The 23011-nt window shown below is 49.0% G+C and carries 24 protein-coding genes; 12 read left to right on the top strand and 12 right to left on the bottom strand.

Going from position 1 to position 23011, the window contains the following annotated elements; all coding sequences use genetic code 11:
• The 4 genes from Q5076_RS13500 to Q5076_RS13515 all read left to right on the top strand — a co-directional run.
• The coding region (locus tag Q5076_RS13500) for an electron transfer flavoprotein beta subunit/FixA family protein (protein ID WP_303014128.1) at window positions 1-662 on the top strand (662 nt) is incomplete at its 5' end.
• 2 nt (window positions 663-664) lie between these two features.
• A complete protein-coding gene (locus Q5076_RS13505; RefSeq protein WP_303014129.1) occupies window positions 665-1684 on the top strand; it encodes an electron transfer flavoprotein subunit alpha/FixB family protein in 1020 nt (339 codons plus the stop codon).
• A gap of 5 nt (window positions 1685-1689) precedes the next feature.
• Window positions 1690-3396, top strand: a complete 1707-nt coding sequence (locus Q5076_RS13510) for an acyl-CoA dehydrogenase family protein (RefSeq protein WP_303014130.1) — start codon at window positions 1690-1692, stop codon at window positions 3394-3396.
• A 439-nt stretch (window positions 3397-3835) separates the two neighbouring features.
• The gene (locus Q5076_RS13515; protein WP_303014131.1) at window positions 3836-4306 is read left to right on the top strand and encodes a GAF domain-containing protein; all 471 of its coding nucleotides are present in this window, start codon (window positions 3836-3838) and stop codon (window positions 4304-4306) included.
• 126 nt (window positions 4307-4432) lie between these two features.
• On the opposite strand, the gene Q5076_RS13520 is transcribed toward Q5076_RS13515, so the two are convergent.
• From Q5076_RS13520 to Q5076_RS13550, 7 genes are all read right to left on the bottom strand, one after another.
• Window positions 4433-4747, bottom strand: coding sequence for a chaperone modulator CbpM (locus tag Q5076_RS13520; protein ID WP_303014132.1), 315 nt, complete (start codon window positions 4745-4747; stop codon window positions 4433-4435).
• A gap of 14 nt (window positions 4748-4761) precedes the next feature.
• Window positions 4762-5727, bottom strand: a complete 966-nt coding sequence (locus Q5076_RS13525) for a J domain-containing protein (protein WP_303014133.1) — start codon at window positions 5725-5727, stop codon at window positions 4762-4764.
• A gap of 94 nt (window positions 5728-5821) precedes the next feature.
• Entirely contained in the window at window positions 5822-7525 is a 1704-nt protein-coding gene (locus Q5076_RS13530) for a phosphoethanolamine transferase (protein WP_303014134.1), read from the bottom strand.
• A complete protein-coding gene (locus Q5076_RS13535; RefSeq protein WP_303014135.1) occupies window positions 7512-8705 on the bottom strand; it encodes a BamA/TamA family outer membrane protein in 1194 nt (397 codons plus the stop codon). The genes Q5076_RS13530 and Q5076_RS13535 overlap by 14 nt, the downstream gene beginning before the upstream one ends.
• A gap of 95 nt (window positions 8706-8800) precedes the next feature.
• On the bottom strand, window positions 8801-9814 hold the full coding sequence (locus Q5076_RS13540) for a low specificity L-threonine aldolase (RefSeq protein WP_303014136.1): 1014 nt from the start codon (window positions 9812-9814) through the stop codon (window positions 8801-8803).
• A 40-nt stretch (window positions 9815-9854) separates the two neighbouring features.
• Window positions 9855-10217: a hypothetical protein gene (locus Q5076_RS13545; RefSeq protein WP_303014137.1), complete on the bottom strand. Its 363-nt coding sequence runs from the start codon at window positions 10215-10217 to the stop codon at window positions 9855-9857.
• A gap of 20 nt (window positions 10218-10237) precedes the next feature.
• Window positions 10238-10789, bottom strand: coding sequence for an RNA polymerase sigma factor (locus tag Q5076_RS13550; RefSeq protein WP_303014138.1), 552 nt, complete (start codon window positions 10787-10789; stop codon window positions 10238-10240).
• Between the two features lie 155 nt (window positions 10790-10944).
• On the opposite strand from Q5076_RS13550, the gene Q5076_RS13555 reads away from it, so the two are divergent.
• Entirely contained in the window at window positions 10945-11373 is a 429-nt protein-coding gene (locus tag Q5076_RS13555) for a DUF6249 domain-containing protein (RefSeq protein WP_303014139.1), read from the top strand.
• A 131-nt stretch (window positions 11374-11504) separates the two neighbouring features.
• Here the strand turns inward: Q5076_RS13555 and Q5076_RS13560 are convergent, their stop codons facing one another.
• A complete protein-coding gene (locus Q5076_RS13560) occupies window positions 11505-11723 on the bottom strand; it encodes a winged helix-turn-helix domain-containing protein (protein WP_303014140.1) in 219 nt (72 codons plus the stop codon).
• Window positions 11724-12028: 305 nt separating this feature from the next.
• On the opposite strand from Q5076_RS13560, the gene Q5076_RS13565 reads away from it, so the two are divergent.
• The 3 genes from Q5076_RS13565 to Q5076_RS13575 are packed head-to-tail and all read left to right on the top strand — an operon-like array spanning window position 12029 to window position 14424.
• Window positions 12029-12976 carry a DUF2157 domain-containing protein gene (locus Q5076_RS13565; RefSeq protein ID WP_303014141.1) on the top strand — a complete coding sequence of 316 codons (948 nt, stop codon included), beginning with the start codon at window positions 12029-12031 and terminating at the stop codon, window positions 12974-12976.
• Complete coding sequence (locus Q5076_RS13570; RefSeq protein WP_303014142.1) at window positions 12960-13928, top strand: DUF4401 domain-containing protein; 969 nt, start codon at window positions 12960-12962, stop codon at window positions 13926-13928. Before Q5076_RS13565 ends, Q5076_RS13570 begins: the two co-directional genes overlap by 17 nt.
• Window positions 13915-14424: a GDYXXLXY domain-containing protein gene (locus tag Q5076_RS13575; RefSeq protein ID WP_303014143.1), complete on the top strand. Its 510-nt coding sequence runs from the start codon at window positions 13915-13917 to the stop codon at window positions 14422-14424. The genes Q5076_RS13570 and Q5076_RS13575 overlap by 14 nt, the downstream gene beginning before the upstream one ends.
• 206 nt (window positions 14425-14630) lie before the next feature.
• Here Q5076_RS13575 and groL read toward each other — a convergent pair whose 3' ends face one another.
• A complete protein-coding gene (gene groL / locus Q5076_RS13580; protein WP_303014144.1) occupies window positions 14631-16268 on the bottom strand; it encodes a chaperonin GroEL in 1638 nt (545 codons plus the stop codon).
• Window positions 16269-16310: 42 nt separating this feature from the next.
• The gene (locus Q5076_RS13585) at window positions 16311-16583 is read right to left on the bottom strand and encodes a co-chaperone GroES (protein WP_004314007.1); all 273 of its coding nucleotides are present in this window, start codon (window positions 16581-16583) and stop codon (window positions 16311-16313) included.
• 242 nt (window positions 16584-16825) lie between these two features.
• Here Q5076_RS13585 and Q5076_RS13590 point away from each other — a divergent pair, with 242 nt between their 5' ends.
• Entirely contained in the window at window positions 16826-17872 is a 1047-nt protein-coding gene (locus Q5076_RS13590) for a L,D-transpeptidase (protein ID WP_303014145.1), read from the top strand.
• Between the two features lie 120 nt (window positions 17873-17992).
• Here the strand turns inward: Q5076_RS13590 and Q5076_RS13595 are convergent, their stop codons facing one another.
• Window positions 17993-18544, bottom strand: coding sequence for an NUDIX hydrolase (locus Q5076_RS13595; protein WP_303014146.1), 552 nt, complete (start codon window positions 18542-18544; stop codon window positions 17993-17995).
• Window positions 18545-18694: 150 nt separating this feature from the next.
• Window positions 18695-18871 carry a hypothetical protein gene (locus Q5076_RS13600; protein WP_303014147.1) on the bottom strand — a complete coding sequence of 59 codons (177 nt, stop codon included), beginning with the start codon at window positions 18869-18871 and terminating at the stop codon, window positions 18695-18697.
• 147 nt (window positions 18872-19018) lie between these two features.
• Between Q5076_RS13600 and Q5076_RS13605 the strand changes: the two genes are divergently transcribed.
• Genes Q5076_RS13605 through hydG form a run of 3 tightly spaced genes read left to right on the top strand, consistent with a single transcriptional unit; the run spans window position 19019 to window position 22938 of the window.
• On the top strand, window positions 19019-20488 hold the full coding sequence (locus Q5076_RS13605; RefSeq protein ID WP_303014148.1) for a 4Fe-4S dicluster domain-containing protein: 1470 nt from the start codon (window positions 19019-19021) through the stop codon (window positions 20486-20488).
• Complete coding sequence (gene hydE / locus Q5076_RS13610) at window positions 20469-21503, top strand: [FeFe] hydrogenase H-cluster radical SAM maturase HydE (protein ID WP_303014149.1); 1035 nt, start codon at window positions 20469-20471, stop codon at window positions 21501-21503. The genes Q5076_RS13605 and hydE overlap by 20 nt, the downstream gene beginning before the upstream one ends.
• Window positions 21469-22938 carry a [FeFe] hydrogenase H-cluster radical SAM maturase HydG gene (gene hydG / locus Q5076_RS13615; RefSeq protein WP_303014150.1) on the top strand — a complete coding sequence of 490 codons (1470 nt, stop codon included), beginning with the start codon at window positions 21469-21471 and terminating at the stop codon, window positions 22936-22938. Before hydE ends, hydG begins: the two co-directional genes overlap by 35 nt.
• Window positions 22939-23011: the final 73 nt, after the last annotated feature.

Here is a 23011-nt window from a genome sequence, read left to right on the forward strand (position 1 = left end):
CAGCCGACATTATTCGTGAAGGACTTTTCCGTGGTGCAGATAACGGTTACTTGCTCACCGACCGTGCTTTTGCCGGTGCAGATACACTGGCTACATCTTACGCACTGGCTACCGCCATCCGTAAAATCGGCGATTGCGACATTATCATCGGCGGCCGCCAGGCAATCGACGGAGACACGGCGCAAGTAGGTCCTCAGGTAGCGGAAAAACTGGGATTGACACAAATCACATACGCAGAGGAAATCCTGGAAGCGGGCGACGGAAAAATTAAGGTAAAACGCCACATCGACGGCGGCGTAGAAACTGTGGAAGGCCCGTTGCCTATTGTGATTACCGTAAACGGTTCGGCTGCTCCCTGCCGCCCGCGCAATGCCAAGCTGGTCCAGAAATACAAACACGCCAAGACAGTTACCGAGAAACAGCAAGGCAACCTCGACTACACGGATTTGTATGACAAGCGCGACTACCTGAATCTGGTAGAATGGAGCGTGGCGGACGTAAACGGCGACCTCGCACAATGCGGCCTGTCCGGTTCGCCGACCAAAGTGAAGACCATCCAGAACATCGTGTTCCAGGCTAAAGAGAGTAAAACCATCAGCGGCAGCGACCGTGACGTGGAAGACCTGATTGTTGAACTGTTAGCTAACCATACCATCGGATAATCATGAATAACTTATTTGTATATTGCGAAATAGAAGAAGGCAACGTAGCAGACGTCAGCCTCGAACTTCTGACTAAAGGCCGTTCGTTAGCCAACCAGTTGGACTGCCAGCTCGAAGCCGTAGTTGCCGGAAGCGGCCTCAAGGACATCGAGAAACAAATCCTTCCCTACGGAGTGGACAAACTCCACGTCTTTGACGGAGAAGGGCTTTACCCTTATACCTCGCTCCCGCACACCTCCATCCTGGTGAATCTTTTCAAAGAGGAAAAACCGCAAATCTGTCTGATGGGTGCCACCGTTATCGGGCGCGACCTCGGTCCGCGCGTATCTTCCGCCTTGACCAGCGGATTGACCGCCGACTGCACCTCGCTCGAAATCGGCGACCACGAAGACAAAAAAGCGGGTAAGGTTTACAAGAACCTGCTGTACCAGATTCGTCCGGCATTCGGAGGCAACATTGTCGCAACGATTGTAAACCCGGAACACCGCCCGCAGATGGCGACCGTCCGCGAAGGCGTGATGAAAAAAGAAATCCTTTCCCCCACTTACCAGGGAGAAGTGATTCGCCATGACGTGAAAAAATACGTAGCCGACACGGATTATGTAGTCAAAGTCATCGAGCGCCATGTGGAAAAAGCCAAGAACAATCTGAAAGGCGCGCCGATTGTAGTAGCCGGCGGTTACGGAGTAGGCTCGAAAGAGAACTTCGACCTGCTGTTCGATTTGGCTAAAGAGCTCCATGCGGAAGTAGGCGCCAGCCGTGCGGCTGTTGATGCGGGCTTTGCGGAACACGACCGCCAGATTGGCCAGACAGGCGTCACAGTCCGTCCGAAGCTTTACATCGCTTGCGGTATCTCAGGACAAATCCAGCATATTGCCGGTATGCAGGAAAGCGGTATCATCATCTCCATCAACAACGACCCGGATGCTCCGATTAACACGATTGCCGATTACGTAATCAACGGGACAATCGAAGAAGTCGTGCCGAAGATGATTAAATATTATAAACAAAATAGTAAGTAAGCAAAATGGCTAATTATTATACAGACATACCGGAACTCAAGTATCACTTGAACAATCCGATGATGAAACGTATTTGCGAACTCAAAGAACGCAACTACAGAGACAAAGATGAATTCGATTACGCCCCGTTAGATTTCGAAGATGCCGTAGACTCTTACGACAAAGTCTTGGAAATTACGGGAGAAATCACAGGAGAAATTATCGCCGCCAATGCGGAAGGCGTTGACGAAGAAGGTCCCCATTGCGCCAACGGCCGTGTGGAATATGCATCGGGAACCAAACAGAACCTCGACGCCATGGTGAAAGCCGGGTTGAACGGCATGACGATGCCCCGCAAGTTCGGCGGGTTGAATTTCCCGATTACCCCGTACACGATGTGCGCGGAAATCGTTGCCGCCGCCGACGCGGGTTTCGGAAATATCTGGTCGTTGCAGGACTGTATCGAAACTCTGTATGAATTCGGCAACGCAGACCAGCACAGCCGGTTCATTCCCCGCGTATGCCAGGGTGAAACCATGTCTATGGACCTGACGGAACCGGATGCGGGTTCCGACCTCCAGTCGGTAATGCTGAAAGCCACTTACAGCGAAAAAGACGGTTGCTGGCTGTTGAACGGTGTGAAACGTTTCATTACGAACGGCGATGCGGATATCCACCTCGTCCTGGCACGTTCGGAAGAAGGAACCAGAGACGGCCGCGGTTTGTCCATGTTTATCTATGACAAACGTCAGGGTGGCGTGAACGTGCGCCGTATCGAAAACAAGCTCGGTATCCACGGCTCTCCCACTTGCGAGCTGGTGTACAAGAACGCAAAAGCCGAACTTTGCGGCGAACGCAAACTGGGTTTGATAAAATACGTGATGGCATTGATGAACGGCGCCCGCCTGGGTATCGCCGCGCAATCCGTAGGATTGAGTCAAGCCGCCTACAATGAAGGATTGGCTTACGCCAAAGACCGCAAGCAATTCGGCAAAGCAATCATTGAATTCCCGGCGGTATATGACATGCTGGCTATCATGAAAGGCAAGCTGGATGCCGGACGCGCCCTGCTATACCAGACAGCCCGCTACGTAGACATCTACAAAGCGCTGGACGATATCGCCCGCGAACGCAAACTGACGCCGGAAGAACGCCAGGAACAGAAGAAATATGCCAAATTAGCAGACAGCTTCACTCCGCTGGCCAAAGGCATGAATTCCGAATATGCCAACCAGAACGCTTACGACTGTATCCAGATTCACGGCGGGTCGGGTTTCATGATGGAATATGCCTGCCAACGCATCTATCGCGACGCGCGTATCACCAGCATCTATGAAGGAACAACCCAGTTGCAAACCGTAGCCGCTATCCGTTACGTAACCAACGGTTCTTACCTCGCTACGATTCGCGAGTTCGAAACCGTTCCCTGCTCGCCGGAAATGGAGCCGTTGATGTCCCGTCTGAAAAAGATGGCGGATAAGTTCGAAGCAAGCGCTAATGCGGTAAAAGAGGCGCAAGACCAGGAATTGCTCGATTTCACCGCCCGCAGGCTGATGGAAATGGCCGCTGACATTATCATGTGCCATTTGCTGATTCAGGATGCAAGCAGGGCTCCGGAGCTGTTCTCCAAATCCGCCCACGTCTATCTGAACTATGCGGAAGCGGAAGTAGAGAAACACGCCGGGTTCATCAGCAACTTCAATAAAGAAGAACTGGCTTTCTACAAGAAATAACGGAATGCCACACCAGACAAAAGGTTCCACACGCTTTTTACGGGAATAAAAAGCCTTTCCATTCGGGAACCTAATCAAGATAAATCCCCTTGTTTAACCCCGTATTGCCATGATACGGGGTGCAAACAAGGGGATTATTGCATTCCAACCTACAATTTACACACAAGTTACAGGCGGACGGGAACCTTACTTTTTTTAAAATCTACCGCCGTCTTTCTCTTCTTCCGGTAAAAAAACGTATTCATCAGGCAAACAACCGCTGCCTCCGTCAAACAGCCTCCATAAAATATTCTGCTTTTATTTCCGTTTTTTCATTATTATTCCATACATTTGCCTGCAAAGGAACAGGCTGTCATCTGTAATAAAAAAGATAAACATCCAGAAAACAGCCTCATTAAATGTCCGAACCAATACCAATAGATTTAAAACCTAATCAGACATGGCAGAGAACCTATCAGTCAGCACAGGAGGAAAAGAGGAAAAATACCGCGAACTGCTTCCGCAATTACACGCCCTGACAAGTACGGAAACGGATTTCATCGCCAACCTCGCCAATCTTGCAGCCGCATTAAAACAGACTTTCAACTTCTTCTGGGTCGGTTTTTATATCGTAAAAGAAGAAGAACTCGTACTTGGCCCGTTTCAGGGACCCATAGCCTGCACCCGTATCCGCTTCGGCAGAGGAGTTTGCGGAACCGCCTGGAAAGAGGCGCGAACATTGGTTGTTCCCGATGTAGAGCAGTTTCCCGGTCACATCGCCTGCAGTTCCGATTCCAAGTCGGAAATTGTCGTGCCGCTCATAAAAGACGGGAAAGTCATCGGAGTACTGGATATCGACAGTGATTCATTGGACAATTTCGACGAAACCGACGCACGCTACCTGGAAGAGATTTGTACGTATATATCCTAAGCCATATCCGGCAGGCTTACCTATCAGGAAAAATTCCCGACATATCCAAATCCGAACATCAAAATTCCACTCTGAAATCCGGATATCAGAATCCGGAACATTGCGCCGGAAAGAAACAGACGGTCTTTACCAATCCATTTCTTCCACTTCCCGCTCCCGATACAGCAACAGTTGTTTACGGAGCGAATCCATCTCCTGTTTCATTTCCTCCATCCTTTCCAGCAAATGACGGATGGCGTCAATCCCTTCCATATTAATGGACAGGTCATAATACATCCTGCTGTAACGTTCCACGTTCGGGAGTTCCGACAAAAGCAGATAATGTTCGCCGCCTTCGGTATGTACGTTAATCAAACCGCCTTCTTCCAGCATATCTATAAACGAAGGCTCAATATGACATTTGTGACAGTATTCACTGACAATAATTAACTCGGTCTGCATAGTACTCATTCTTTTTAGTTCATACTCCGTAACTCGCGGAACAACTCTTTCTGTCTGTCCGTCAGATTCGTAGGAATCTTGACGGAATAGGTCACAATCAAATCGCCGAATTGTCCTTCCTTCTTATAAACCGGGAATCCTTTGCCTTTCAGACGGACTTTCATGCCGTTCTGCGTTTCCGGTTTTATCTTCAGCTTCACTTTTCCGTCCAGCGTATCAATCACCTTCTCGCCTCCCAACACGGCGGAATAGAGGTCTACCTCCGCGTCTACGTACAAATCGTCGCCCAGACGTTTGAACACCGGGTCTTCGGCTATAACGAACGTAATGTACAAATCACCTGCAGGACCTCCGTTGATTCCCTCCGCTCCGTAACCTTTCAACTTAATCACTTGCCCGTCAGCCACGCCGGCAGGAATGGTGATACGCACCTGCTTGCCATTGACCGTCAATATCCGTTTATGCGTCTGTGCGGCATCACGAAGTGACAGATGAAGCTCGGCATTAAAATCCTGCCCGCGGAATCCCGCAGCACCTTTTCCTCTTCCGCCCCGATGTCCTCCGAACATAGATTCGAAGAAATCGGAAAAACCGCTGGCATTGCCGCCGGCAAAACCGTCTCCGTCGGAACTGTACCAATACGTCCCGTTACCGTCGGAAAATCCCTCTCCGCTGCCGAAGCCGCCGAAACCGCCAGCGCCGCCGAAACCACCCGCTTGTTGCCGGGCACGTTTCTGCGCTTCGAATTCATCGGCATGCTTCCAATGCTCTCCGTACTCATCATACTTTTTACGTTTCTCCGGGTCGCTCAGTACTTCATTTGCTTCATTGATTTCCTGAAACTTATCCTTTGCACTCGGATCGTTAGGATTCAAATCAGGATGATATTTCCTCGCCAGCTTACGGAAAGCCTTCTTGATATCATCCTGGGAAGCGTTTTTGTCAACCCCAAGAATCTTATAATAATCTATATAGGCCATGTTTTATGAATTTAATCGTTTCATATATCATACGGCAAATAACAAGCCAATCCCGCTTTTAGATGTAAATTTTAGCACAATTTATAACAAACGGCTAATAATCAATCCGCCTCTGTTCCAATTGTTGAAAATCAGGCTTTTTCATCCCCAATCCATCCAACGGGCAGGGTTCGTTATGGTCGTTCAGATATACCCTCGGCTTCATTGTATAAAACGGGGTGGCAACGGACTGCGAACGGTCCCAGCAATCTGTTTCTATCCCGCCCAAATCCAGCATGGTCGGGAAAAAAGAGCTGCTGGAAGAAACGTCTTTGTCCTTATTGCCTGTCACTGCCTTCCACTGTCCGGGATAATTCTCCCGATACTCTTCCGACATCCAGACAAGGAACGGCACATGAAGCTGGTAATACGAAGGTACGGGAGAGGCATGAAGGAAAAGATGGCGGGAGTCATCGAAAATATCCTCTCCGTGGTCGGACGTATAGAGCATGACGGCATTCGCCTGCTGTTTTTCCAACATACGGATGATTCCCGACAGGAAACCGTCGGTGTAACGGATGGAATTGTCATAAGCGTTTACCAGGTTGTCCCGGAATTTCCTTTTCGCATCGACCGGATAATCCGGTGTGAAGAATGCCGTCTCCAGCGGGTAACGCTCACGGTAGTTAAAATGAGAGCCGTAGGTATGCAGCACGATGAATTGCCTCTCCGCCCCTTTAGCCAATTCCTGCTCCGCCAGCCTCAGCAGCTCGTCGTCCGCAGGATTATAGCCGGGAGCAACGGAATCTTCTTTGATAAAATCGCATGTGTCGGCCTCCATCCCGAAGAAGTCGATAAACGAATGGTTACGACGCTGGTTGGAAAAGAATGCCGTCCGGAAGCCCGCCTCTTTAAAAGCGGTGATAATCCCTTTCCGGAAGTAGATGGAATCATAGTTGCGGGCGCTGACACCAGACAACAGCATAGGCACGCTTTTGTGTGTCGTGTTCGATTCCGTCAGCGCTTTCGAAAAGGCAACGAGTCCTTCCTGATGAGCCAGCAAAGGGTTCGTCTCACGCCCATAACCGTATAGCTGCCAGTTCGGGGCACGGGATGTCTCTCCCACCACCATCACATATATCTCCCTCTTACCTGCCGGATGCGTAGCTTTAGCGTGAAAAGTAAAATCCCGTGAGGTATGATGATAATTCCGCGTCAGGAGTGTCCGCTGAAAAGCCAGACCGACATTGTAACAGACATTCAACGGATACAAATCCGACTTCAACTCATACCCCGGCTCTAGCGCAAAAGTCCCGAAAAGTCCGGCCAGCGAGATTCCCAAAACTGCGAGAGCCCGTTTCCGTTCCCGGCGGACAAACCTTTCGGGAAGCGTCCTTTTACGGACAATCGAGACCATCCCCAACGCCAGAGCCGGGACATACAGCATGATTACTGCAATGATGGCAGGTGTCAGGTGGTCCAGCAACTCAAGTGCCTCACTCGAATTGGTGGTAACCAGATTCAAAAACATATCGACAGCAATGACAGACTGCCCGAACAAGTAAAGCAGCACAATCTGGAAAGCCCCGAAAAACAAAAACAGGAACAAAATCCAGAACATTTTACCACAGTTCCCGGATAACGTCATCAGCAGATAATAACAACCCAAAGGCAACAGGACATTAGTCACCTTCGCCATCACCGGCAACGGCTCCGTGAAACAGAGAACGATGTTAGGCGTTATCAGGATAAACAGAAACAGGTAAAACAAATGTTCCTGTTTCGCCAATCCATTCTTTACATTCTTAAAAAGCTTCATTGATATTGAAAATAAATCCGGTCTGGTGTTTGCCAAACCCTAAATCCAAACGTACATTCACTCTCTTCTTAAACTCCCAGCGATAACCGAAACCGTAATTGGGAAGAATATGTTTCAGGGTGATACCGGAAAGTTTCGGAAAGACGGTCCCCGCTCCTACCCATACGGCTATTCCATTCCGTTTCCAGACATGCTGCCGGAGCTCTATTTGAGCATCCGCCGCACATTTGTCCCGATAACGCCCCTCGTAATACCCGCGCATCGAATAGGAACTCCCTAAAGTCGCCATCAGCCCCCAGGGAGTATCCCCATAGGTCAGCAACGTATGGAACTGGCTCGCCAACACTCCTCCTTTCCATACGGGACGGTAGTAACTGGCAGTGAGTTCCGTACTGCCGAACGCATATTCATTGCCGAGAAAAGCCGGGCTGAACCGTTGGTCTATCCGCAGATAATATCCCCGATAAGCATTTGTCAGAAAATCACGAGAGTCATAAAGAAGAGAAAGTCCGATACTTGTGTTGACTGTCCGCGCCGCCATGCCTTCCCACAGGGCCGGCTTCTCAAAGTCTCGTCCGTCGATGTAATCGAATACCGCCATCGGGCCGATATAGAAATTTCCCGCCGCCCGGAACATGAAGTCTGCCTTCACCTGTGCCTGAAAACGCTTATAGTTGCTTTCGTTATCATCATTGCTCCCGTTGCCGTATCCCTGTCCCCAATACAGGCTGGGAAAAGAATAGAAATAAAGGTTGTAATCCAACCGGTATCTGTCTTGCGGAAACAGATGGTTCCCGCGGATTCCCAACAGATAGAAGCCGACGGTAGACACGTCTCCGTAAAGGGAGACATTGGAAGGAGGAAGAATCGTGTCATTGCGGCCGGTACGGTAGAGTCCCGCCGCCACCAATCCGAGCCCGAATTTCGTATCGCTGGAATAATGGGGGCCGCCTATGACGCTGAAATCAAATTTTTTATTCTTTTTTTCCTTGTTGGCATCATTGAAATAACCAAGGAACTTCTTGAAGAAACCGGGCTTTTCCGGAACTGAATCCCTGACGGCCACAGGTACGGAATCCGCCGGCAGTTCCGTTGTAGCAGAATGCACCTGTGCGCCCAATGGGGTTTGTGTCAGTAACAACAGCGCGAATATGATTAGCCAGTTCCGTCTAGTATCCATAATGACAAGAAGTAAAAAACTTCGTAAACAAAGTTTGTTTCAAACTTCCTGTTATAACAGGATTCCAGCGTTTTTTGTTGTCCCGGACTTCTTTTTTAACGTTTTAAAAGCCTTATGAAATCGTCAATATCTTTTTCCGTCGTATCGAAAGAAGTTACCAGGCGGATTTCATTCTTTTCTTCATTCCAGAAATAAAAGAAATAAGATTCCAACATCCGGTCGATAACCGGACGGGGCATGGTGAGAAACAACTGGTTGCTCTCTACTTTTTGAGTGAATGCCACTTCCGGCAGCGGTTCCAGTTCCGCATAAAGCCTGGCAGCCATCGCATTGGCATGGACGGCATTCTTCAACCAGAGGTTTTCCGTCAGATATGCCGTGAACTGACAGGAAAGATAGCGCATTTTCGAAGCTAACTGCGCGGATTGTTTACGGATGAAGCGGGCTTCCTGCTGCAAGTCTTTGTTGAATACAATCACGCATTCCCCCATCATCAGGCCGTTTTTCGTACCGCCGAAACTTAAAATATCGACTCCGCATTCTGCCGTCAGCTTCCTGAGGGAGAGGTTCAGGGCGGCGCAGGCATTGGCTATCCTGGCTCCGTCCATATGCACGTACATACCATACAGATGGGCAAAATCCGTCAGGCGTTTCAACTCTTCGGGGGTATAAACCGTGCCGAGCTCAGTACACTGGGAGATGTAAAGTGCCTTAGGCTGCGAATGGTGCTGATCGCCGAATCCATGCAAATAAGGCTGTATCAGTTCCGGAGACAGTTTTCCGTCGGGAGTGGTAACCGGCCGAATCTGGCAACCTGTCATCTTGACGGGAGAGCCGCACTCATCGACATAGATGTGGGCGGTTTCCGCACAAAAGACGGCATGGTACGGACGGGTCATCAACTGCAAAGCCACCGCATTGCTGCCCGTACCGTTGAATACGAACAAAGGCAGGCAGTCCGGCGTAAAGGTTTCCCTGATTTTCGCTACGGCTTCTTCCGTCCATTTATCATCGCCATATCCCAATGCATGGTCTATGTTTGCCCGGTTCAACGCTTCCATAACCAACGGATGCACACCGGAATTATTGTCTGAGGCAAAACTTCTCATGGTTTCCTGTATTTCAAATTCATAGTGCAAAGTAACGGAATTATTTCCAGATATACTTCCTACGCAGCCAATAATCTACCGCCAGCAGGAACAATGCCAGTAAAGCGATGTAGACATAAAATTCCAGCAGGGGAGCGTCTTGCCGTTCGTCCGCCTGGGGCAAATAATCGGTAAAACGGATATCCAGGTAAAAGAACAAGAAGTAAACGCCCAGTCCCAGCAATGAAAGGGACGATGCCAACAGAGCCGCCCAGCCGATACGCACGTTTCTTTTCTTCCGCTTTTCCGCCTCCGCACGGACACGTTCCATCATCCGATAGGGGAAATTGGAAGACAAGCCTCTCCCCTGCCTTCGTTCCAGTGCCTGCTTCAATGCGCTTTCCATAATCTCTTCTTTTTTCATATCTGTCTTCCTCCCTTCTTCTATTTATTCCCGTTCATCAATATATAAATCTTTTTCCGGGTGCGATGGAGCCTGACTTTCACATTGCCCGCGGATATTTTCATCACCTCACCGATTTCCTCCACTGATTTTCCTTCATAATAGAACAATGTTATCAATGCTTTTTCTTCTCCGTCCAACCGGTCTATCGCCTTCCCCAGCCGTTCTATCTGTTCTTCGTCTCCCTCCAGGGCGACCGCCGCTTCCGCTTTTTCGTCCGGTACATTATTTATAAGGTTCTCCTCTATATAAAGGAATTCCTGTTTCTTTTTCCGGGTAGCCGAAATAGCGGTGTTGTACGCAATCCGATAGAGCCAGGTGGAGAACAGGCACTCTCCCTTATAGCCGGACAGGTTGCGGAACGCTTTCAAGAAAACATCCTGAAGCAACTCTTCCGCATCTTCCGGACAACCGACGATTTGTACTATCAACGCATACAAAGGACGGCTGTAACGGTCGAGAAATACAGAGAAGTATTCCGTTTTCCCGTCCAACACCTGCGCTATATAGTATGTTTCGTCTTTCTGTTCCATCTTTACGGGTTAGACGCCGCACATTGCAAAAGGTTACAGCCCGGAAGCGGAAAAATAAAATCGGAAAAATAACCGCCCGCAATATGTAACCTTTTTCAGCCGTCTGCGTCAAACGGTACAAAGAACGAAAATAATCACTTAAAAACAGTACAATTATGATGGATTTTATCTTGGTTCCCCTGGTAGTGGGAATTATCACACTAGGCATTTACAAACTGTTCGAACTCTTCGTGTGCAGAAGAGAACGGATTACGATGATTGAAAAGCTGGGCGACAAAATAAATGCAGGCGACATCAGCAGCAATTTTTCTTTCAATGTCAACTATTCCCGTTCACGGTTCACTTTCGGCTCTTTAAAAGGAGGGCTCCTGATGATAGGTATCGGTTTGGGCCTTCTGGTGGCTTTCTTTATCTGCTGCGCAGCTTTTCCGAACTACACCATCGGTAAAGAAGGCGCATGGAACGTAGAGAGACAAGCCAGCCTCGTCTACGGCGCATGCGTGCTGTTCTTCGGCGGCGCCGGTCTTTTAAGCGCTTTCCTCATCGAAATGAACATACACAGAAAAGAGAAGGACAAAGACTGAAAAAAAATAATCTCCGTAGCGCCGGCTATCCTGCCATCGCTACGGAGATTTTCCGTTCCCGCTAAAGCACCGGATTCCGTTATCCGGAACCCGTTAGTCAAATTCTTCTGCTCAGCTTCAGCCGAATTCCTCTAGCCAATGTAAATGTTTACGCAAAGATACACATAGAGTTCATCATCACATTGGTCGAATTCTATTTTATCTTCTCTTGACAACCAGCCCAAAGCGGCTCCCAGGTCTTTATCTTCCAATCCAGTTTCCCTTTTCAGAGAGCCATAGCTCCATTTCTCATTATTGCTAAGCAGTTGCCAAACCTTACCGGCATTCAGACCGATTTCATTTTTGTTCATTTTCTTGAATTATTAAAAGGTTTTATACATTAGGTTAAGATTTCGCCTATAAAGATAACAAAAGGACATTGCATTTGTTTACAAGATTCCGCTAAAAATTTGTTACAAGTTTATTTTTAACATAAAACCTGCGACGTGTTCCGACACAAAACCGCCGTCCGCATACTCCAAGCCTGCACGGCATGTATCGGGCGGGCTTATGCCGCCGGATTCGGATTATAAACACATAATGAATATTTTAAGTTGATTGGCAGGGGATTATCATTTTATTTTCTTATGTTTGTAATCATCAAAAGTTGAAATATATGGAAAAGCCCGAGTCTTCACCTTCGCCGCGGCGAGTCCTGTACGCGACCCCAAAGGAATGGAACCGATTCCTATCCGTTTTCTTATTGGCGGCAGGCGTAGGTTTCACAGTATCAGGCATTCTCTTTTTCTTCGCCTACAACTGGAACGGACTGCCCGAATTTGCCAAACTGGGAATTGTAGAAGCATTATTAACCTCTTTTGTCCTGCTTGCCGTATTTACCCGATGGAACAGGCTCGTCAAACAAGTCCTTCTTACAGGAGCCGTTTTCCTGACCGGTACGCTCTTTGCCGTCTTCGGTCAAATCTACCAGACAGGAGCCGATGCCTACGACCTTTTCCTGGGTTGGACGCTTTTTACCGTCCTTTGGGCGGCCGCCATCCGTTTTGCCCCGTTATGGCTGATTTTCATCGGACTGCTTTGCACCACGATATGGCTGTACAACATACAGATTGCCGGTCTTGGCTCATGGGAATCAACTCTGCTCGCCAATGCGGTGACTTGGATATGTGCTCTGGTAACCGCCGTCACAGCACGGATGAGAATGAAGGGAAGGCTGGATAAACAAAACCGTTGGCTCGAAGGTTTTCTTTCACTGGCTACCATCGCGCATACCGGTTTCCTGACAATGCTGGCGATTTCAAATTTCAGTTTTTTCAGGACGGGAACTGCCTGCGAGGGGAAAATGTTACTGATTTCACTCCTAAGCACTGTCCTTGTCTTCTCTACGGGACTATGGTTCGGATGGAAAGAAAAGAACTTGTTCTACCCGGCTGTCATTCCTTTCATGGCGTTGATGATTCTACTGACCGCATTCATACGTTACAGCGGGCTGGAAAGCGTCAACCTGTTCTTCTTCGCCGGAACGACGGTTATCTCCGGAACGACCTTGCTTATCTATGTCATTTTTCGCCTAAAAAAGAAATGGTATGGCACAGAAGCATAATCTCGCCGTTCAGGCCATATCTGTCGTAGGCGGAATACTGGCGGCTGTCTTCTTTCTCGGATTTCTTGCACTTGCCCGAATCCTGCGTTCCGAAGCATCATGCCTGTCGGCGGGAAGCCTGTTAATTATCGCGACATTGGCAATCAACCGTCTTGTCCTCCGTTCTTTCCTGGATGCGATGAATATCACTTTATATATCGCAGGATGCGTATTGGTCGCTTTTGGATTCGGCGGTAGCATGAATATGCTTTTCATCGCGCTCATGGGAACCGGCATTCTCACTTTCCTGTTGTCGAAAGGGTATGTCCTCCCTTTTCTTTCGGTAATTGTGTTTATCATTTCCCTATTCGGAGAAATAACCCGTCTCTTTTCTTTTTCCCATCCTTTGCAAGTTGCAGCGGTTCCTGTCCTGGCGACGTTCCTGCTCATCCATCTTTTCGAAGGGAGGCTGCTCCGCCTGTTTAAAAACGACTTACCCAAATACAGGCCTTTTCACTCCGGGCTATTCGTATCCTGCCTCATTTTAATGTGCGGGCTATCGGTCAATTACCTGGTATCGGGAACGGATTACCGGACCATATCGTGCATTTTGTCCGTTTTTATATGGACAGGGCTCCTTATCATGGCACAGCGGATTATGAGAGTCATGCAAACGGCTGGTCCGGTACATCGGCTCAACATTTACATACTTTGCATTTTCATCTGTCTGCCCACGATATCCGCTCCTTATCTGTCCGGCAGTCTGTTATTGATTCTGGTGTGTTTCCATTACGGTTACAAAACTGAGTGTGCGGTTTCCATCCTTCTCTTTATCTATGCCGTTTTCAAATATTACTATGATTTGAACATGAGCCTGCTCACCAAATCCGTCACACTTTTCCTGATAGGAACCGCTTTCATCGCAGCCTGGTATTTCTTCACTCAAAAAAGGACGAGACATGAAAAAGTATAACCGGATATTGATTATTGCAAACCTCGTATTGTTATTAGGATACGTCAACTGGTCGGTTTTCAAGAAAGAACAGACTTTGAAGGACGGCCGGTTAGTGCTATTGCATCTGGCTCCTGTCGATCCCCGCTCACTCATGCAAGGGGATTATATGAAACTCAACTATGAAATAACGTCATCCCCGTCCGGCTTGACAGACGGGAAAACTGCCACACGCGGCTATGCCGTACTCCAAACGGACAGTAACCGGGTAGGCCGGCTCATACGGTTACAGAACACCCTGAATCCTTTGAAGGATAATGAAATAGCCATCAAATACAAAAGGGTAAACAAGCGGATAATTCTCGGAGCCGAATCTTTCTTCTTTGAAGAGGGACAGGATACTCTTTACCAGAATGCCGTATACGGCGGTCTAAAAGTGGACAAGAAAGGACAAAGTTTGCTCGTCGGGCTGTATGATGAGAATTTCCGGCATATCCAACCGGATAAAGACAAATAAGATACAAAGTTGTCTATACCTTACCCGACGGTCGGGATACCCTTTGCGGGGAACAAGGTGCGCCGATTCATCTCTTCTTTACCGGTTTGATAATCCGTTGACGCCCGTGGACGGGACGGGAAATCAGGATATATAAAAAAGAGCCGCCTCCCCTCAACGGGGAAGCAGCTCCTTATTTTTCGCATATTTCTTAAAGGAAACCGGAATTACATCATTCCGCCCATGCCTCCCATTCCGGGAGCGCCCATCGGCATTTCAGGTTTGTCTTCCTTCTTTTCTACAATGACGCATTCGGTAGTCAGGAACATACCGGCGATAGAAGCCGCATTTTCCAAAGCTACACGGGCCACCTTGGCAGGATCTACCACACCGGCAGCGTGCAGGTTTTCATAAACGTCCATACGGGCATTGTAACCGAAATCACCTTTGCCTTCACGTACTTTCTGAACAACTACGGCACCTTCTTTGCCGGCATTGGCAACGATTTGGCGAAGCGGCTCTTCGATAGCGCGTTTGATGATTTCAACACCGGTCGTTTCGTCGGCATTGTCACCTGTCAGACCTTCCAGAGATTCGATGGCACGGATATAAGCTACGCCTCCGCCCGGAATGATACCTTCTTCGATAGCGGCACGGGTTGCACGCAACGCATCATCCACACGGTCTTTCTTTTCCTTCATTTCCACTTCGGAAGCGGCGCCCACATAAAGAACAGCTACACCGCCGGACAATTTAGCCAGACGTTCCTGCAGTTTCTCGCGGTCATAGTCGGACTTCGTAGCAGCAATCTGCGCCTTAATCTGGTCACAACGCTCCTTGATGCTTTCTTTCGCACCGGCACCGTTTACAATCGTGGTATAATCCTTGGAAACAGTAACCTTGTCGGCAGTACCCAGCATTTCGATGGTAGCCTGTTCCAGTTTCAAACCTTTTTCTTCGCTGATAACCACGCCGCCTGTCAGGATAGCGATATCTTCCAGCATTTCTTTACGACGGTCGCCGAAGCCCGGAGCCTTGACAGCGCAAATCTTCAACTGAGAACGCAGACGGTTTACTACCAATGTAGTCAACGCCTCGCTATCCACATCTTCCGCAATCACCAGCAGAGGACGGCCCGTCTGTACAGCCGGTTCGAGAATAGGTAAGAAATCTTTCAGGTTGGAAATCTTCTTATCGTAAATCAGAATGTAAGGTTTCTCCATCTCACATTCCATCTTCTCGGTATTTGTCACGAAATAAGCCGACAGGTAACCGCGGTCGAACTGCATACCTTCCACCACGCCGATAGTAGTATCCGTACCCTTAGCCTCTTCGATAGTGATAACACCATCCTTGGAAACTTTGCGCATGGCATCGGCAATCAACTTACCGATTACCGGGTCATTATTGGCGGATACGGTAGCCACCTGCTCGATTTTGTCATAGTTGTCGCCCACCGTTTCAGCCTGATTCTTGATGGATTCCACCACTTTGGCAACAGCCTTGTCTATACCGCGTTTGATATCCATCGGGCTGGCGCCGGCAGTCACGTTTTTCAAGCCTTCAGCCACAATAGCCTGAGCAAGAACAGTTGCCGTAGTCGTACCGTCACCGGCATCGTCGCCCGTCTTGGAAGCGACTTCTTTTACCAACTGCGCACCCGTATTCTGGTAAGCGTCCGCCAGTTCGATTTCTTTTGCCACCGTCACACCGTCTTTCGTGATGTGCGGAGCGCCGAATTTCTTTTCAATGATAACGTTACGTCCTTTCGGGCCCAGAGTTACTTTTACTGCGTTTGCCAAAGCGTCAACGCCCTTCTTCAATTGGTCACGGGCATCGATATTGAACAATATTTCTTTTGCCATAATGATATTTACAATTTAATGATTGATTATTTACTACGTTTATTAACCCAGAACAGCGAGGACATCGCTCTGACGCATGATGAGATATTTAGTACCTTCGACGTCAAGTTCCGTTCCGGCGTATTTACCGTAAAGAACCGTATCGCCTACTTTCAACACCATTTCTTCATCTTTCGTACCGTGACCTACTGCCACAACTTCACCCTTCAAAGGTTTTTCTTTTGCTGTATCAGGGATAATGATACCACCAATTGTTTTTTCTTCTGCAGGTGCAGGGAGGATAAGCACTCTGTCTGCTAATGGTTTAATGTTCATAGTTACTTATTATATTTTAGTTATACATTATAATATTAGAACCTTCCGCTTTTTTCCGGGCGGAACGTTAAAGTCATTACGAAAAGCGTGCCAAAACAAAAGAATGATTGTTTGGCAGAAACAGACTGACAAAATGACTGACAAGTTATTCCTTACGGCGAAAAAAGATTTATCCCGCACTTTTTAAACAAAACAGAAGGATTATTCCTTATAATAATGTATATTCGTAATCGAACCAGAAGATGCACCGTATCAATAAAATGAATAAAACAATATCCGGACTGTTTACCGCCTTCTGCATATTCTGCTCCTGCACGCCGCACACAGGGAAGGTCTCGCCCGTCGAAGTGCAACAGGCAGGTTCACTGCCGGCAGACACCGCCGTCCGGAACGAAACTGCTCCCATTGAAAAGACGCTTACGCCGGAACAGATACAAATCACCAAAGATTTCCTGTACGACCGATATACGCCGGACGATATTTATCCGTACAAGGACACGACCCGGCAGTTCCAGTGGGACAAAATCAAAGAACGGCTCGCCCTGTTGGAGAACATACAATTACAACCTGCCGAATGGGGGATTCTCCGGAACTACAAAAACAGGAACGGGGAAGCTCCCCTCGTAAGGAAGTTCAAGAGGAATGCCTACGGTCGGGTAGCGGACACGCTCGGAACGGAACGTTACCAGTCCGTACCGCTCTATCTGCCGACGGACACTTCAGTCCCCGAACGTTACGGACGGGACGGGGCGCCCGTCCGCCTCACCGGCAACAAAGGAACATTTGTCAAGGCAGAACCGGTACTCATCAAAGGTGAATGGATGATACCCAAGAAGTACGTTAAAACGCTCGGCGACACGATTGTCTTTAACAAAGCCGTCTTTGTAGACCGCAACAACCAGAATATCGCCACCCTCGAACGTGTCGGAAAAGGGAAATGGGCGGTACGCAGCATGAATCCCGCCACTACGGGACGCCATCTTCCGCCATACGCACAGGAAACTCCGCTGGGGATGTTCGTAGTACAGGAAAAGAAAACGAAAATGATCTACCTGAAAGACGGTTCCAAAGAAACAGGAGGTTATGCCCCCTATGCCAGCCGTTTCACGGACGGGGCTTATATCCACGGCGTCCCCGTCAATGCTCCCCGAAAGGCACAGATAGAGTACAGTCCGTCGTTGGGCACGACCCCGCGTTCACACATGTGCGTACGGAATGCGACTTCACATGCCAAATTTATTTTCGACTGGGCGCCGGTGAACGAAACTATCGTATTCGTGCTGGAATAAACCGGTTCCGGTATCGCGGTATCCGCATAGCGGCACACAGGGCTATTGTTCAATGGCGCGGTGACAGAGTGACAGGGAAAATATGTTTTTATTCAGGAAAAGAGAGCATGCAATCTCCCGTCACAGGCTTGCGATATATTTCCAGAGCGGGGCGGCATTCAACGCTTGCATGATTTCATTGTTTTCAAGCAGACGTTTCACTTCCTCCAACGTCAATAAATGAACCGATATGTCTTCCGTGGCCTCCAGATGCTGGCAATCTATCCGTTCGACGCCGGTAGCGAGAAAGCAATGGGTCAGGTTGGTATGAGTACTCGGATTGGCGGAGATAACCATATATTCCTGCCAGTCGCCTTTCCCGTATCCCGTCTCTTCCCACAATTCACGCCGGGCGGATTCCAACGGCGATGCATCCTCCTCTTCGCAGACACCCGCACAAAGCTCGTAACAGGTACGTCCGATGCCCGGACGATATTGGCGGACAAACACGAACTTTCCCTCTTTGGTGACGGCAATCGTATTGACCCAGTCCGGATATTCAAGGATATAATATTCGGGAATATGATTCCCGTTGGGAAGCAGCATGTCTTCACAACGCACTGTCAACCACGGGCGGCGGAACAGGTATTTACTGCTTACCGTCTTCCAGGCTTCCTGATTTTTCTCTTCCATAAATTCTTGTATTTTTTTACCTCGCAAAGGTAATGATTTTCCGGCAGATAGCCCCGGCAATTCCTCCCGTTTTATTTCTCATCCTCCGGCGAAGGATTCCGGCCCGCCTGCATTCTAAAATCCGGCTAAAGCTTCTTCCTCCCCGGCCTTTCACCTCCGTATCCCATGAATACAGGTCATCTCCGTCTTCCGGATTTGTTCCAGATATTTTTGGGTCGAACTGACTAACGAACTTCCCATGTAGAATAAAAACAGCAGGCTGATAATAACCATCAAAGCGCCGATAACGGCAAAACGGCTTTTTTGTTCTAAAATACGGCTGTTCATACCTCTTCCTCCTCTTCTTTTTATCTGTCACAAAGATAAAGCGAAAAGGCTACAAAAAATTTACAAGAATATTTCAAAAAGCTTAAATATTGAATTTCTGTTCGTATCTTTGCACCGGCTAACTAACAACCCCTTTTATTACACAATATGGCATTTACGAATAATATTATGATTGTCCGGCATAAATTGCTGGCTGACCTTGTCAGACTCTGGAAAAACGACCAGTTAGTGAATAAGATAGACCGCCTCCCGATTGAGCTGAGTCCCCGAAAATCAAAGCCGATGGGACGATGCTGCGTACATAAGGAACGTGCGGTATGGAGATACAAAATGTTCCCTTTGATGGGGCTGGACATGACCGACGAACATGACGAGGCCACTCCCCTCTCCGACTATGCGCGCATGGCATTGAGCCGTCCGGAACCGGAAAAAGAAAATATCATGTGCGTGATTGACGAGGCTTGTTCTTCCTGCGTACAAATCAACTATGAGATTACCAATCTCTGCCGGGGTTGCGTGGCCCGCAGTTGCTACATGAACTGCCCGAAAGGCGCCATACGTTTCAAGAAAAACGGGCAGGCGATGATTGACCACGACACTTGCGTCAGTTGCGGCATCTGCCACAAAAGCTGCCCGTACCATGCCATTGTCTATATCCCTGTGCCCTGTGAAGAATCCTGTCCCGTCAAAGCAATCAGCAAAGACGAGCACGGCATCGAACATATTGACGAAAATAAATGCATTTATTGCGGCAAATGCCTGAACGCTTGTCCGTTCGGCGCCATTTTCGAGATTTCACAGGCATTCGATGTCCTGCAACGAATCAAGAAAGGGGAAAAAGTAGTCGCCATCGTCGCTCCTTCCATCCTCGGACAGTTCAACACTTCCATCGAACAAGTGTACGGCGCTTTCAAGGAAATAGGCTTCACGGACATCATCGAAGTGGCGGAAGGCGCCATGATGACTACCAGCAATGAGGCGCACGAACTACTGGAGAAGCTTGAGGAAGGCCAGAAATTCATGACGACTTCTTGTTGTCCTTCCTACATCGAGTTGGTGGAAAAACATATTCCGGGCATGAAGCCCTATGTCTCCACCACCGGTTCGCCGATGTATTACGCCGCACGAATCGCCAAAGAAAAACATCCGGACGCCAAAATCGTATTTGTCGGCCCGTGCATCGCCAAACGGAAAGAAGTACGCCGTGACGAAGCCGTCGACTATATCCTGACTTTCGAAGAAATCGGTTCAATCCTCGACGGGCTGGATATCCGGATGGAACAGACACAGACTTTTTCCGTGCTGCATACTTCCGTCCGCGAAGCACACGGTTTTGCCCAGGCGGGAGGCGTGATGGGAGCTGTGAAGGCTTATCTGAAAGATGAAGCGGAAAAAATCAATGCCATACAGGTGTCGGACATCAACAAAAAGAACATAGCCTTGCTACGCGCCTGCGCCAAAACCGGAAAGGCGGCCGGACAATTTATCGAAGTGATGGCTTGCGAAGGCGGATGCATCACCGGGCCGTGCACACACAATGATATTGTATCGGGACGCCGCCAACTGGTTCAGGAATTGCTCAAGCGGAAAGAGAGCTATGAGACAATGGATCGATAGGCTGCGGAAAGACAGGACATTGGAGACGGAAGAGTTCCGGAAACTGTTATCGGACTGCGACGCGGATACCCTGCAATACATCAACGGGCAGGCGCGGGAAGTAAGCCTCCGGCATTTCGGAAACCGGATTTATATCCGCGGACTGATTGAAATCGGTAATTGCTGCCGGAACAACTGTTATTATTGCGGCATCCGGAAAGGGAATGCGGGTATCGAACGTTACCGGTTGAGCAGAGAAGACATATTGGAATGCTGCGAACAAGGCTACGGACTCGGATTCCGAACATTTGTCCTGCAAGGCGGGGAAGACCCGGTACTGACAGACGGGCAGATAGAAAAGACGGTATCCGACATCCGGCAGAGGTATCCGGACTGCGCCATTACTTTGTCGCTCGGCGAAAAGACACGCGAAGCGTACGCGCGTTTCTTCCGTGCGGGAGCAAACCGCTACTTGCTGCGCCATGAAACTTATAACGAAACGCATTACAGGAAGCTGCATCCTGCAGAAATGTCCTGCAAGCACCGGTTACAGTGTTTGCGGGATTTAAAGGAAATCGGCTATCAGACCGGAACGGGAATTATGGTAGGCAGCCCCGGACAAACGGTTGAGCATATCATCCAGGACATCCGGTTCATCGAGAAATTCCGTCCGGAGATGATTGGCATCGGGCCTTTCCTTCCGCACCGCGATACACCTTTTGCCGATTGCCCGAACGGGACGGCAGAACAAACGCTTCTGTTGCTGTCCATCTTCCGCCTGATGCACCCGTCGGCCCTGATTCCGGCAACGACGGCTCTGGCGACTCTCGTTTCCGACGGAAGGGAACGGGGAATACTGGCAGGTGCAAACGTGGTTATGCCTAACCTGTCACCCCGCGAAGAACGAAGAAAATACACCTTATACAATAACAAAGCCTCGCTCGGAGCAGAATCCGCCGAAGGTATCTGCCTGTTACAACAACAGTTGGCAGCTATCGGTTATGAGATTTCCTTTTCCAGGGGGGATTACAAATAAAGAAAAAGCAGTGTACAATTATAAAGCAGATTCATCCCAGGCAGAAGAATTCATCCATCATGAAGAGATTCTGGAGACACTGGAATACGCACGGGCCAACAAGGACAACCGTGCGCTGATTGAACAGTTGATTGAAAAGGCCGCCCTTTGCAAGGGACTGACGCACCGCGAAGCGACCCTGTTGCTGGAATGCGAACAACCCGACCTGACAGAACGTATCTTCCGTCTCGCCAAAGAAATCAAACAAAGGTTTTACGGTAACCGCATTGTCATGTTCGCCCCTCTTTACCTTTCCAACTACTGTGTCAACGGCTGCACATATTGCCCGTATCACGCAAAAAACAAAACGATTGCCCGCAGGAAACTGACGCAGGAGGAAATACGCCGGGAAGTGATTGCCCTGCAGGACATGGGGCATAAGCGCCTGGCGCTCGAGGCGGGTGAACATCCCGTCCTGAACCCGATAGAGTATATTCTGGAATCTATCCGGACGATTTACGGCATCAGGCATAAAAACGGGGCCATCCGGCGGGTGAACGTAAATATAGCTGCCACGACGGTGGAAAACTACCGCCGGCTGAAAGAGGCCGGCATCGGTACGTATATCTTATTCCAGGAAACTTACCACAAGGGAAATTACGAGGCTCTTCACCCCACCGGCCCTAAAAGCGACTACGCCTACCACACGGAAGCGATGGACCGTGCAATGGAAGGGGGGATTGACGATGTGGGCATAGGAGTGCTTTTCGGGCTAAACACCTACAAGTATGATTTTACCGGCTTATTAATGCACGCCGAACATCTGGAAGCCCGGTTCGGCGTAGGACCGCATACCATCAGCGTGCCGCGCATCTGTTCGGCAGACGATATCGATGCGGGCGATTTCCCCAACGCCATATCGGATGAGGTATTCAGCAGGATTGTGGCTGTCATCCGGATTGCCGTTCCCTACACGGGAATGATTATTTCAACCCGTGAGTCGCAGGAGTCACGCAAGAAGGTGCTGGAACTGGGTATTTCGCAAATCAGCGGCGGCTCACGCACCAGCGTCGGGGGATATGCGGAAACGGAATTACCGGAAAAGAATTCCGCCCAGTTCGATATCAGCGACACGCGGACACTGGACGAAGTGGTGAACTGGCTGCTCGAACTCGGATACATTCCCAGTTTTTGCACCGCCTGTTACCGGGAAGGACGGACCGGCGACCGGTTCATGTCACTGGTTAAATCCGGACAAATAGCGAATTGCTGCGCTCCCAACGCTTTAATGACTCTGAAAGAGTATCTGGAAGATTATGCTTCCGAAGATACCCGGCAAAAGGGAATGAAACTGATTCTGCAAGAAACGGAACATATCCCCAACCCGAAAATCAGAGAGATTGCCATCCGTAACCTAAAGGCGATTGCCGGAGGGAAAAGGGATTTCAGATTCTAAAATGACAGAGTTTCCGCCTTTTGGCGGATTCTATATTCAGAGAAGATAGGACGAAGAATGCATGACGGGAAAG

Source organism: uncultured Bacteroides sp. (assembly GCF_958445495.1).
GTDB lineage: Bacteria > Bacteroidota > Bacteroidia > Bacteroidales > Bacteroidaceae > Bacteroides.